Annotated in this window: 9 protein-coding genes; 1 reads left to right on the forward strand and 8 read right to left on the reverse strand. The window is 66.2% G+C overall.

The annotated features are described in order from the left end of the window. Positions 1 to 108: 108 nt before the first annotated feature. The gene (cfaB, locus tag QO207_RS00895; RefSeq protein ID WP_301478887.1) at positions 109 to 1,293 is read right to left on the reverse strand and encodes a C17 cyclopropane fatty acid synthase CfaB; all 1,185 of its coding nucleotides are present in this window, start codon (positions 1,291 to 1,293) and stop codon (positions 109 to 111) included. A gap of 353 nt (positions 1,294 to 1,646) precedes the next feature. On the opposite strand from cfaB, the gene QO207_RS00900 reads away from it, so the two are divergent. Continuing rightward, positions 1,647 to 3,119 carry an MDR family MFS transporter gene (locus QO207_RS00900; protein ID WP_301478888.1) on the forward strand — a complete coding sequence of 491 codons (1,473 nt, stop codon included), beginning with the start codon at positions 1,647 to 1,649 and terminating at the stop codon, positions 3,117 to 3,119. Between the two features lie 15 nt (positions 3,120 to 3,134). Here QO207_RS00900 and QO207_RS00905 read toward each other — a convergent pair whose 3' ends face one another. The 7 genes from QO207_RS00905 to QO207_RS00935 all read right to left on the reverse strand — a co-directional run bounded on the left by QO207_RS00905 (position 3,135) and on the right by QO207_RS00935 (position 12,177). Next, a complete protein-coding gene (locus tag QO207_RS00905) occupies positions 3,135 to 4,439 on the reverse strand; it encodes an MFS family transporter (protein WP_301478889.1) in 1,305 nt (434 codons plus the stop codon). Between the two features lie 525 nt (positions 4,440 to 4,964). After that, entirely contained in the window at positions 4,965 to 6,800 is a 1,836-nt protein-coding gene (glmS, locus tag QO207_RS00910) for a glutamine--fructose-6-phosphate transaminase (isomerizing) (protein ID WP_301478890.1), read from the reverse strand. 15 nt (positions 6,801 to 6,815) lie between these two features. Then, entirely contained in the window at positions 6,816 to 7,586 is a 771-nt protein-coding gene (locus QO207_RS00915; RefSeq protein WP_301478891.1) for a DeoR/GlpR family DNA-binding transcription regulator, read from the reverse strand. Between the two features lie 247 nt (positions 7,587 to 7,833). After that, positions 7,834 to 9,873 (reverse strand): GGDEF domain-containing protein, encoded by a 2,040-nt coding sequence (locus QO207_RS00920; RefSeq protein WP_301478892.1) that lies wholly within the window; start codon positions 9,871 to 9,873, stop codon positions 7,834 to 7,836. Further along, positions 9,870 to 10,742 carry an endonuclease/exonuclease/phosphatase family protein gene (locus QO207_RS00925; RefSeq protein ID WP_301478893.1) on the reverse strand — a complete coding sequence of 291 codons (873 nt, stop codon included), beginning with the start codon at positions 10,740 to 10,742 and terminating at the stop codon, positions 9,870 to 9,872. Before QO207_RS00925 ends, QO207_RS00920 begins: the two co-directional genes overlap by 4 nt. A gap of 12 nt (positions 10,743 to 10,754) precedes the next feature. Next, entirely contained in the window at positions 10,755 to 11,396 is a 642-nt protein-coding gene (locus QO207_RS00930; protein WP_301478894.1) for a thiol:disulfide interchange protein DsbA/DsbL, read from the reverse strand. A 175-nt stretch (positions 11,397 to 11,571) separates the two neighbouring features. After that, complete coding sequence (locus QO207_RS00935; RefSeq protein WP_301478895.1) at positions 11,572 to 12,177, reverse strand: cytochrome c; 606 nt, start codon at positions 12,175 to 12,177, stop codon at positions 11,572 to 11,574. Positions 12,178 to 12,217: the final 40 nt, after the last annotated feature.

The following is a 12,217-nucleotide window of genomic DNA, read 5'->3' on the forward strand; positions in this document are numbered from 1 at the left end:
GGGGAAAGGGGGTTTAGCCTCCCGCGCCCGTCGATGCAAGCTTTTAACGCCGCGCCTTGAACGCATCGGGCCCGCCAAGGCGGGCCCGATGCAGTACGCGGGAAAGGCTCAGGAGTAGATGTCGCGGCGGCTCCAGGGCACTTCATGGCCACCGTCAGGGTGGGGTTTGCTGGCCAGAATCTGGTGCAGGTTGATCCAGCCCTTCTTGAAGCCGTAGGCGCAGCCGGCGAGGTACAGGCGCCAGATGCGCAGCGCCTGGTCGGGCACCAGCTTGGCCGCTTCGGCCAGCTTCGCTTCGAGGTTGGCGCTCCAGAAGTCCAGGGTGCGCGCATAGTGCAGGCGCAGGCCCTCGACGTCGACCACCTCCAGCCCGGCCTCGCTCATCCGCGCCACCGCGAGGGAAAGGTGCGGCAGCTCGCCGTGGGGGAATACGTAGCGGTCGATGAAGTCCCCGGCGCCACGCCCGACCGGGCTGCCGTCGGTGTTGCTGGAAGTGATGCCGTGGTTCATCACCAGCCCGCCGGGACGCACCGCGTCATACAGCTGCTGGAAGTACAGGCCGAGGTTGGCGTGGCCAACGTGCTCGAACATGCCGACGCTGACCACCTTGTCGTAGCGGCCATCGCGCGGCAGGTCCCGGTAATCCAGCAGTTCCAGCGTGACCTGGTCTTCCAGGCCCTCGGCCTTGACCCGTTCGCGGCCCAGCTTGAGCTGTTCCTCGCTGAGGGTGATGCCGTGTACCTGGGCGCCGAACTCCCGCGCGGCCAGGCGCGCCAGCCCGCCCCAGCCGCAGCCGACATCGAGCAGCTTCTCGCCTGGTTTCAGCCGCAGCTTGCGGCACAGGTGGCGCAGCTTGGCCAGTTGTGCGGCGGCCAGAGTTTCGTTGCCGGTCTCGTAGTAGGCGCAGGAGTAGACCATCTGCGGATCGAGCCAGAGCTGGTAGAACGCGTTGGAGAGGTCGTAGTGGTAATGGATGGCTTCGGCGTCGGTGGCCTTGTCGTGGCTTTCGCGCACGTAGTCGGCGTCGCCATCGTCGTCGCCCAGCGCGGTGCTCAGGGCGTCGGCCATGGCGATCACTTCGCCGATCGGCCCCTCGATATCCATGCGGTTCTCGACGTAGGCGCGGCCGAGGATGTCGAGGCTGGGATGGGTGATCTCGGTCAGCAGCGTCGGATCGCGCACGACGAGAGTTACCTGCGGGTCGGGGCCCAGGTCGAAGGCCTGGGCGTCGCCGATGCGGATGCGCAAGGGCAACTGCAGGGACAGCAACTCAGAGGGCAGATTGGCGTTCATGCAAACCTCCTGGTCACAGGGCTGAGGAACTATAGACCAGCACGCCCATAGTCTTCGCCTATGGCCTGGCCCGCGAAAAACTATCGGGCGCCGACCACTGCGGTAAGCCTGACGATTCCATTGCAGTGGAGTACGCCCCGGCGGGTTGCGTTCCAAAAAGAACAGCTCGGCAAGACAGCTCGCCCGTAAAGCGTAGCAGCCGCTTCGCTGGGTATCTTTGCCAGCCTTGAGATAGAGCCTTTCCTGAGCGGTAACTATCGCCGCGGTGTGACAGTTCGCCGCTGCCTTGCACTACACTGGGCTCGCCCGTGCCCATCCCGGCCGGTGCACCTCTGCAGTGAAGGGGGCCTTCCTTGAATACCTTGTCCGAGCCGCGTCCGGCGGTCCGCACCGTGCTGGTGGGGCTGATGCTGGCGATCTTCCTCGGTGCGCTCGACCAGACCATCGTCGCCGTGTCCCTGCCAGCGATCTCCGCCGGCTTCGGCGACTTCGACCTGCTGGCCTGGGTCATCTCCGGCTACATGGTGGCGATGACCATCTCCATGCCGATCTACGGCAAGCTCGGCGACCTCTACGGGCGCCGCGTGCTGATGCTCTTCGCCATCGGCCTGTTCACCGTCGCCTCGCTGCTTTGCGGCGCCGCGCAGAGCATGGAGCAACTGGTGCTCGCCCGCGTGCTGCAGGGTATCGGCGCCGGCGGGATGATGTCGGTGAGCCAGGCGATCATCGGCGACATCGTCCCGCCGCGCGAACGCGGCCGCTACCAGGGCTACTTCAGCAGCATGTACGCGGTGGCGAGCATCGCCGGCCCGGTGCTGGGCGGGGTGCTCACCGAGTACCTGTCGTGGCGCTGGGTGTTCCTGATCAACCTGCCGGTGGGCCTGGTCGCCCTCGCGGTGTCGCGCCAGACCCTGCGCGGCCTGCCGGTTCCGGGGCGCAAGCCGGTGATCGACTACCTCGGCACCATGCTGATGATCGCCGGCCTGGGCAGCCTGCTGCTGGCGATCACCGAGGTCGGCCAGGGCGCGCGCTGGAACGACCCGCAGATGCTCGCGCTGTTCATTGCCGCGCTGGTGCTGATCGCGCTGTTCGTGCTGCAGGAACGCCGCGCGCCGGAGCCACTGGTGCCGATGCATCTGTTCGGTATTCGCGCAGCCACCCTGAGCTGGCTGATCAGCTTCTTCGCCAGCTTCCAGGTCATTTCGTTGTCGGTGCTGGTGCCGCTGCGCTTCCAGTCGGTGACCGGCGCGGGCGCGGACAGCGCGGCGCTACACCTGCTGCCGCTGGCCATGGGCGTGCCGATCGGCGCGTACTGCTGCGGCCGTCTCACCGCGATCATCGGCCGCTACAAGCCGCAGATCGTCGGCGGCGGCCTGCTGATGCCGCTGGCGATTGCCGGGCTGGCGCTGACGCCGCCAAGTTCGTACTTGGTCTCGGGTATCTGCATGCTGCTCACCGGCATCGCCGCCGGCACGCAGTTCCCCACCAGCCTGGTGGCGGCGCAGAGCGCGGTGGAGACCAAGCACCTGGGTGTTGCTACTAGCAACATCACCCTGTTCCGCTCATTGGGCGGGGCGGTGGGGATCGCGCTGATGTCCGCGCTGCTGCTGGCGATGCTGCAGCCGCTGGCGGGGGAAGCGGGTCACGGGCTGTCGGCCAGCGCGCTGCTGGCCAGCCTCAGCGGAGCCGGCCACGAGGCGCAGCGGCTCACGCTGGATGGGGTATTCGGCCACCTGTTCCTGATCAACGCAGGCTTCGGCGCCCTGGCCCTGCTGATCGCACTGGCGCTGCCCGACCACGCGCTGCGCGGCCGCGGCAACGACTAGCGAAGTCGCGCAGGGTCAGTCCTCGTCGTTGAGGTAGCTGACCTTGCGCAGGTCTGGCAGCAGCAGGCAGACCAGAAGTGCCACGCCGCACATGACCGAGACGTAGACGTAGAACACCTCTTCCATGCCGATGCTCTTCAGGCCCAGGGCGGCGTATTCCGCCGAGCCGCCGAAGATCGCGTTACCCACCGCATAGGACAGGCCCACGCCCAGGGCACGGATCTGCGGCGGGAACATCTCCGCCTTGATCAGGCCGCTGATCGAGGTGTACAGGCTGACGATGGCCATGGCCGCGATGATCAGCACGAAGGCCAGGTACGGGCTGCTCACCGCCTTCAGCGCGGAGAGGATCGGCCAGGTGAAGATCAGGCCGAGGGCACCGAACCAGAGCATCGAGGTCTTGCGCCCGATGCGGTCGGACAGCGCGCCGAACAGCGGCTGCATGCACATGTAGCAGAACAGCGCGAAGGTCATCACGCCGCTGGCCACCTTGGCGTCCATCCCGGCGGTGTTGACCAGGTATTTCTGCATGTAGGTGGTGAAGGTGTAGAAGATCAGCGAGCCGCCGGCGGTGAAGCCAAGCACGGTGAAGAAGGCGCGCTTGTGGTGGGTGAACAGCTCGGAGAGGGTGCCCGACTCCTTGCGGTTGAGGTTCGACTCCTTGGCCGTCTCGTGCAGCGAACGGCGCAGGTAGAAGGCGATCACCGCGGTGATGGCGCCCACCACGAAGGGAATCCGCCAGCCCCAGTCCTTGAGCTCCTCGGTGGTCAGCAGCTGCTGCAGGATCACCACCACCAGCACCGCCAGCAACTGGCCGCCGATCAGGGTCACGTACTGGAAGGAGGCGAAGAAACCGCGCTGGCCCTTGAGCGCCACTTCGCTCATGTAGGTCGCGCTGGTGCCGTACTCGCCACCCACCGAGAGCCCCTGGAACAGCCGCGCCACCAGCAGCAGCGCCGGCGCGGCCACGCCGATGCTGGCGTAGGTCGGCATCACCGCGATAGCCAGGGAGCCGCCGCACATCATCAGCACGGAGATCATCATCGCCGTCTTGCGGCCCTTCTTGTCGGCGATGCGGCCGAACATCCAGCCGCCGATGGGGCGCATCAGGAAGCCGGCGGCGAACACTCCGGCAGTGTTCAGCAGCTGTACGGTCGGGTCGTCCGAAGGGAAGAACGAATGGGCGAAATACAGGGCGGTGAAGGCGTAGACGTAGAAGTCGAACCACTCCACCAGGTTGCCCGAGGAGGCGCCGACGATGGCCAGGATGCGCGAGCGGCGCTCATGGGCGGAATACTGCGGTGCGGCAGGTGCGTTCATGGGGATTCTCTTGTCGGTTGTTACGGCTTCCCGTCTCGTTGGACGGAATTCCTTCTACCGTCCCGTGCTCGCGCGTGATTCCGGCGACGGAATTTTTCACGGACACAATCAGAAACAGTATAGACATGTCCGATAGCCGGCTAACGAAATCCGTGGGGTAGACCGGCCCTTTCGGTTCGAATATCGGACACTTGTGAACGCACGTTTGTCGTTTCCGATTGACCGGCCACTAGCCAGCTTCTATCGTTGGCCCCGCTCCCCACCCTGCGGGAGACTTGTCAGGTACCCCTCGCAGGGCCGGAGCCCGACCTTGTCCACAAGACAAGGTCGATTTCCATTCCCCTCGTGTAGCGGCCTCTGCCGCCTGGCCTCGGTGCCCCGTCCACACCCCCGGACGTGCAGGCACCGGGGGAATGTTGAGCATTCCCCGCCCCTCGCTCGAACTTTCCGCTGCCCGGAAACGAAAAAAGGCCCCCGAAGGGACCTTTCTCGTCACGCCTGCGCGCTTATTCCACGGTGACCGGCTTATTCCACCGTTACGGACTTGGCCAGGTTGCGCGGCTGGTCGACGTCGGTGCCCTTGAGCACGGCGACGTAGTAGGACAGCAACTGCAGCGGCACGGTGTAGAGGATCGGCGCCAGACAGTCGTGGATCGCCGGCATGCCCACCACATGGGTGCCCTCGCCATTGGAGATACCGCTGCCGCCTTCGGCGAACACCACCAGTTCACCGCCACGGGCACGGACTTCCTGCAGGTTGGACTTGAGCTTCTCCAGCAGTTCGTTGTTCGGCGCCACGGTAACTACCGGCATGTCAGCGTCGACCAGCGCCAGCGGGCCGTGCTTGAGCTCGCCGGCCGGGTAGGCCTCGGCGTGGATGTAGGAGATCTCCTTGAGCTTCAGTGCGCCTTCCATCGCCACCGGGTACTGTGCGCCACGGCCGAGGAACAGGGTGTGGTGCTTCTCGGCGAACAGCTCGCTGACCTTCTCCACCACCTTGTCCATCGCCAGGGCTTCTTCCAGGTGGGTCGGCAGGCGGCGCAGCTCGCTCACCAGCTCGGCTTCGACGCCTTCGTTCAGGCGGTTCTGCACCTGGCCGATGCCCAGGGTCAACAGCAGCAGGGCGACCAGCTGGGTGGTGAAGGCCTTGGTCGAGGCCACGCCGATTTCCGGGCCGGCATTGGTCAACAGGGTCATGTCCGACTCGCGCACCAGCGAGCTGGTGGCGACGTTGCAGATCGCCAGACTCGACAGGAAGCCCAGCTCCTTGGCGTAGCGCAGCGCGGCCAGGGTGTCGGCGGTTTCGCCGGACTGGGAGATGGTGACGAACAGGGAATCCGGGTGCACCGCCACCTTGCGGTAGCGGAACTCGCTGGCGACCTCGACCTGGCAGGGGATGCCGGTCAGGCTTTCCAGCCAGTAACGGGCGACCATGCCGGCGTGGTAGCTGGTACCGCAGGCGACGATCTGCACGGTGCGCACCTTGGCCAGCAGCTCGCGGGCCTGCGGGCCGAAGTTGTCCACCAGCACCTGCTGGGTGCCCAGGCGGCCTTCCAGGGTGCGCTGCACCACGGCCGGCTGCTCATGGATCTCCTTGAGCATGAAGTGGCGGTAGCCGCCCTTGTCGGCTGCCTCGGCGCCTTCGTGGTAGCGCACTTCCTCGCGCTGCACCGAATTGCCGTCGACGTCCCACAGCTGCAGGCCATCGCGGCGGATTTCGGCGATATCGCCTTCTTCCAGGTAGATGAAGCGGTCGGTGACCTGGCGCAGCGCCAGTTGGTCGGAAGCGAGGAAGTTCTCGCCATGGCCCAGGCCCACGACCAGTGGGCTGCCGCTACGGGCGGCGAGGATGCGGTCGGGCTGCTTGCTGCTGATCACCGCCAGGCCATAGGCGCCGTGCAGCTCCTTGACCACCGCCTTGAGCGCAACGGTCAGGTCGCCCAGCTCGCCCAGACGCAGGTGCAGCAGATGGGCGATGACCTCGGTGTCGGTCTGCGAGGTGAACACGTAGCCGCGCGCCTTGAGCATTTCGCGCAGGGGCTCGAAGTTCTCGATGATGCCGTTGTGCACCACCGCCACTTCGCCGTTGGAGAAGTGCGGGTGGGCATTGGCCTCGGTGGGCGCGCCGTGGGTGGCCCAGCGGGTGTGGGCGATGCCCAGGCGACCGAGCAGAGGCAGTTCCTCGATGGCCTGCTCCAGGCTCGACACCTTGCCGGCGCGACGACGGCGCTCCAGCACGCCGCCGTTGTCGATAACCGCCACACCGGCGCTGTCATAGCCGCGGTATTCGAGGCGCTTGAGGCCTTCGACGAGGATCGGGGTGATATTGCGCTCGGCGATGGCGCCTACGATTCCACACATGGCTTGTCTCTCCTGTCAGTCTTCGCAGCGGGCGCGGATAACTTTCACGCCGCGTGCCTGGATCAGTTCGAACGCCTCGTCGCTCAGGCGTTCGTCGGTAATCAGGGTCTGGACGCTGCTCCACGGCAGCTCCAGGTTGGGAATGCGCCGGCCCAGCTTGTCGGACTCGGCCATGACGATCACCTCGCGGGCGACCTCGGCCATGACCCGGCTCAGGCCCAGCAGTTCGTTGAAGGTGGTGGTGCCGCGCTCCAGGTCCAGCCCGGTGGCGCCGATGAACAGCTGGTCGAAATCGTAGGAGCGCAGCACCTGCTCGGCCACCTGCCCCTGGAACGACTCCGAATGCGGGTCCCAGGTGCCGCCGGTCATCAGCAGCACCGGTTCGCGCTCCAGTTCGCGCAGGGCGTTGGCCACGCTCAGCGAGTTGGTCATCACCACCAGGCCGGGCTTGCGGCCCAGCTCCGGGATCAGCGCGGCAGTGGTGCTGCCGCTGTCGATGATGATCCGCGCGTGCTCGCGGATACAGCCGGCGGCGGCACGGCCGATGGCCTGCTTGTAGCGCGACAGCGGTTGGCTCGGCTCGGCGATCAGCTCATGGGGCATCGGCACCGCGCCACCGTAGCGGCGCAGCAGCAGGCCGTTGCCTTCCAGGGCGGCCAGGTCCTTGCGGATGGTCACCTCGGAGGTGGCGAAGCGGCGCGCCAGATCGTCCACGCTGACCTCGCCCTGTTCGGCAAGCAGCGCCAGGATGTCATGGCGGCGTTGGGGGGTGTTGCGTTTCGACATGAACGATTAAGTTTCGATTCGAAAGATAAGTGTGCGAATCAAAACCCAACTTCTTTCGTTCGTCAAGATTTTCCGGAATGAACGGAAGCAGTTTTTGTAGAAGCGAGGGAGCTGCCCGGTTCACGTTTGCGGTAGTTGGTGGTCATCGCGGACGAAGTCCGCTCCCACGAGGGCGGTACATTGCGTAGGAGCGGACTTTGTCCGCGATTGGCCGAGGCAGACCGCGAGGTCCGCCACGGGAGTCGGGTCAGTCGACTTCGATGCGATTGCGCCCGCTGCGCTTGGCGCGGTACAGCGCCTGGTCCGCGCGCTCGAAGACGACGTCGCTGTTCTCTTCGTTGCGGAAGGCGGTCAACCCGGCCGAGCAGGTGATGCTCAGGCGCTCGCCCTTGAAGTGGAACGGGCAGGCCTCGATGGCCCCGCGCAGCACTTCCAGCAGTTGCTGGCCACCTTCCAGCGGCGTCGCCGGCAGCAGCACGACGAACTCCTCGCCGCCGTAGCGGGCGATGAAATCGGTCTTGCGCAGGCGCTTGGCCAGTTCGTTGGCGATGATCTTCAGCACCTTGTCACCGGCGAGGTGGCCGAAGTCGTCGTTGATCCGCTTGAAGTGGTCGACATCCAGTACCGCCAGCAGCAGGTCGCCGCCGTAGCGCTGCCAGCGCGAGACCTCCAGCTCCAGGCGCTCGGTCAGGGCCGCACGGTTGGGCAGGCCGGTCAGGGCATCGGTCATGGCCTTCTGGCGCTGGTCCTCGATGTTCGCCTGGAAGGTGCGCGCCTCCTCTTCCATGCTGGAGACGCGGGTCACCAGCGACTGGATGCGCTCGCCGACTTCACGCTCACGGGTTTCACGCTCCTCGCGGAAGCGGTCCATGGTGCCGACCAGCCCTTGCAGGCGCGATTCCACGTTGCGCTTGAGGCCTTCCAGGTCGGTGGCCTCCAGCACGCTGTCCTTCAGGCCGCTGACCTGCTCGCGCAGGGTGTCGTCCAGGTCGCGGGCGCTGGAGCTGGAACCGGAGTGGTTGTCCTGTACCGCCTGCAAGCCGTCGAGGAACGCACCCAGGCGGTCGTTGAGCTGGTGCAGGTAGCCTTCGAATTCGCGCTGGCCACTGTCGTTGAGCGACAGCACGAGCATGCCCAGGTCATCCAGCACCGGCACCAGTTCGTACCAGTTGAGGCTGCCGTGGATACGCGAGCGCAATGCCTCGGCCTGAATCTGCTGGGCTGCGGGCAGGTGCATCTCGTCCAGCAGGCGCAGCAGGCTGGCCTCGATGTGCGGCGCCACGGCGCTGTAGCCCGGCTCAGGGCGCGGCGGCAGGGAATAGGGATCGGTGGCCTGGCTGGCTTCCTCGGCGGTGCCGAACAGGCCCGGCGGTACCGGCAGGCTGTCGAGCAGACGGGCGTCGGATTGGCTGCTCCGCTCGGCCTCGACCACTTCGCTGACGGCAACCGGCTGGATGACCGGCTCGATAACTGGATCGGCCAGCACCACGGGCTGCAGGGCGGCGATGGAGGGCGATGCTGCGCTTTCCTCTGCCACAGGCTTGGCAACGGCCGCGGGCACCTCGGCTAAGGGTTCAGCGGCGCTCTCAGCCACATAGGCCTCGGCGAGCACTGGAGCGGCAGCAGGTGCAGGTGCAGGTGCAGCAGTTTCGACTTCCGCGCGGGCGGGCGTCTCCAGCACTGGCGCCTGAGCAGGAGCAGTGTCTTGCACGACCGCTTCGGCAGGTTCTGCGGTCACTTCGGTGGTGTCTGCCGCGCCCTCGCGGCCGCCAAACAGGCGCTGGAGGAAACCCGGCCGAGCCTCCGTCGCCCCTTCGCCGAAATGCTCGATCACCTGGCGCTGCAGGCGGCTCAGCTCGCTGAGCAGGACGGGTAGTTCGCGGGAGGTGCTGGCGCGGCTGGGGATGTCCTTGGCCAGGCGCTTGAGCGGCTTGCGCACGTCACCCGGCATGTCCAGGGACAGCAGTTGCTGGGACAGCTGGCTGAGTGCGGCGATGTTCTGTTCGACGCGCTGCTGGCGGCGCTGCTCTGAGTCGAGCACGGCCTTTTCCAGCTGCGGGATCAGGCGCGACAGGCCGGCGTCCATGTCGTCGCGGCGCAGCACTTCGCGCAGCTCGGCCATGCAGGCGTCCACCGCCTTGTCGCTGCCCTCGGCCGCCAGACTGCTGCGCACCAGGCCGCGGCGCAACAGGTCGACGCGGGCATCCCAGCGGCGTTCGAGCTTCTCCTGCTGTTCGAGGCCGTCGAGGTATTTCTGTTTCCAGCGTTGGTCGTCGTCGCGACTCATTCAGGGGCCTCGCCGCGCAAGACGAGCGACGAGGACGAACGCAGGGCATCCGGCAGGCGGATTTCCACGGCCACCGGCAGGTGGTCGGAAATCGGGTGCGGGAGGACACTGACGCGTTCCAGCGCCAGCTCGGAACTGAGCAGGATGTGGTCCAGGCAGCGCTGCGGGCGCCAGCTGGGGAAGGTGGCCTCGACCTGCGGGGCGATGAGCTGGAGGTCGCGCAGCGGCGAGCTTTCCAGCAGGTCGGTGGCATGGGTGTTCATGTCGCCCATCAGCACGTGGTGGCGGTAGTCCTGCAGCAGCTCGCGGATATAGGCGAGCTGGCGGGTGCGGGTCCGCGCGCCGAGGGCCAGGTGCATCATCACCACCGCCAGCGCGTCCTTGCCTTCGCCGAAGCGCATGAGGATCGCGCCGCGTCCGGGCGGGCCGGGCAGCGGGTGGTCTTCCAGGGCGGTGGGCTGCAGGCGGCTGAGCAGGCCGTTGCTGTGCTGGGCGAGACGCCCGAGGTTGCGGTTGAGCTGCTGGTACCAGTAGGGGAAGGCACCGAGCTGGGCCAGGTGTTCGACCTGGTTGATATTGCCGGAGCGGATGCTGCCGCCGTCGGCTTCCTGCAGGGCGACCACGTCGTAGTCGTGGAGCAACTCGCCGATGCGCTGCAGGTTGCTGGCGCGCCCGGCGGCCGGCAGCAGGTGCTGCCAGCCACGGGTCAGGTAGTGACGGTACCTTTCGGTACTGATGCCCACCTGGATGTTGAAGCTGAGCAGGCGCAGCCGGCCGTCATCGGGCAGGCCGGCAGCCGTGCCGTGAGCCGCATTCACCCGCGGAGAGCAGGCTCCTGCGACACGATCACGAGTGCGCCGGCGCAGCATCGTCGTCGGCCCTTACTGGGCGGCCTTGGCGTCGGCGCGTTCCTTGGCGATCAGCTGGTCGGCCAGCTGCAGCGCCTCGTCCGGGCCGCCGGCCGAACCGATGTCGAAGCGGTACTTGCCATTGACCACCATGGTCGGCACGCCGCTGATCTGGTAGGCCATCGCCAGTTTCTTGGCCTTTTCGGCCTGGCCCTTGATGGCGAAGGAGTTGTAGGTGCTGAGGAACTTGTCCTTGTCGACGCCCTGTTCGGCGACGAAGTCAGCCATTTCTTCCGGAGTGGTCAGGCCCTTCGGGTTGTTGTGCAGCTTCTCGAAGATCGCGTGGTGGACCTTCTTCTCCACACCCATGGATTCCAGGGTCAGGAACAGTTGACCGTGGATGTTCCACAGGCCGCCGAACATGGCCGGGATACGCACGAAGTGCACGTCGGCCGGCAGCTTCTCGACCCACGGGTTGATGGTCGGTTCGAAGGCATAGCAGTGCGGGCAACCGTACCAGAACAGCTCCACCACCTCGATCTTGCCGGGCTGCGAGACCGGGACGGCCTGGCTCAGCTCGGTGTAGTTCTTGCCCGCTTCGAAATCGGCTGCGTTCGCGTTGACGGCGAACAGGCCGGCGAAGGCAAGCGCGGCGGTGAAAATCAGGTTACGCATGGTTCACTCCTTGGCTGAGCGGAACCGCCACGCTGCGGCGCGGCGGGATGAAGCGGTTTGACCGGAGGGGCCAGACACGGTTCCAGCATTGTAGTGGTGCCGGATGCAAAAAAGGGTGGCCGAGGCCACCCTTTTTTTCGAACCGGCTTGCGGTCCGTGCTGCACGCGAGATTGCTTAGTGCAGGCCTTCGATGTAGCTGGAGATCGCAGCGATGTCCTTGTTGGACAGCTTGGCGGCGATGCTGCGCATGATCATCGCGTCGCCGTCGTTGGTGCGCTCGCCTTCACGGAAAGCGGTCAGCTGCTTGGCGGTGTAGGCCGCGTGCTGGCCACCCAGGTGCGGGAAGCCGGCTTCGGCGTTGCCCAGACCGCTGGGGTTGTGGCAACCGGTGCAGGCCGGCATGCCTTCGGTGAGCTTGCCGCCGCGGAACAGGGCTTCGCCCTGGGCGACCAGCTTGGGATCGGCGGCGCCGATGCTGCCGTTCTGGCTGGAGAAGTAGGCGGCGATGTCGGCCAGGTCTTCGTCGCTGAGGTTGGTCAGCAGGCCGGTCATTTCCAGCACGGTACGCTTGCCGTCCTTGATGTCGTGCATCTGCTTGAGCAGGTAACGCTCACCCTGCCCGGCCAGTTTCGGGAAGTTGGGCGCCATGCTGTTGCCATCGGCGCCATGGCAGGCACCACAGACAGCAGCTTTCGCCTGACCGGCCTTGGCATCGCCCGCGGCGTTCGCCACACCGACAAGACCCAGGGTCAACAGCAGACTCACGATCAATTTGTTCATCAGCTAATCCAATAACGGCTAAGGGTGAAAGAGTAAGGCC

Origin of the sequence: Pseudomonas sp. CAN1, assembly GCF_030462585.1 — a bacterium.
Taxonomy (GTDB): Bacteria; Pseudomonadota; Gammaproteobacteria; order Pseudomonadales; family Pseudomonadaceae; genus Pseudomonas.

Excerpts from the sequence above, each read along its gene's own strand:
- cfaB (WP_301478887.1), bottom strand. The coding sequence starts at position 1,293 with ATGAACGCCAATCTGCCCTCTGAGTTGCTGTCCCTGCAGTTGCCCTTG.
- QO207_RS00905 (WP_301478889.1), bottom strand. The coding sequence starts at position 4,439 with ATGAACGCACCTGCCGCACCGCAGTATTCCGCCCATGAGCGCCGCTCG.
- glmS (WP_301478890.1), bottom strand. The coding sequence starts at position 6,800 with ATGTGTGGAATCGTAGGCGCCATCGCCGAGCGCAATATCACCCCGATC.
- QO207_RS00915 (WP_301478891.1), bottom strand. The coding sequence starts at position 7,586 with ATGTCGAAACGCAACACCCCCCAACGCCGCCATGACATCCTGGCGCTG.
- QO207_RS00920 (WP_301478892.1), bottom strand. The coding sequence starts at position 9,873 with ATGAGTCGCGACGACGACCAACGCTGGAAACAGAAATACCTCGACGGC.
- QO207_RS00925 (WP_301478893.1), bottom strand. The coding sequence starts at position 10,742 with ATGCTGCGCCGGCGCACTCGTGATCGTGTCGCAGGAGCCTGCTCTCCG.
- QO207_RS00930 (WP_301478894.1), bottom strand. The coding sequence starts at position 11,396 with ATGCGTAACCTGATTTTCACCGCCGCGCTTGCCTTCGCCGGCCTGTTC.
- QO207_RS00935 (WP_301478895.1), bottom strand. The coding sequence starts at position 12,177 with ATGAACAAATTGATCGTGAGTCTGCTGTTGACCCTGGGTCTTGTCGGT.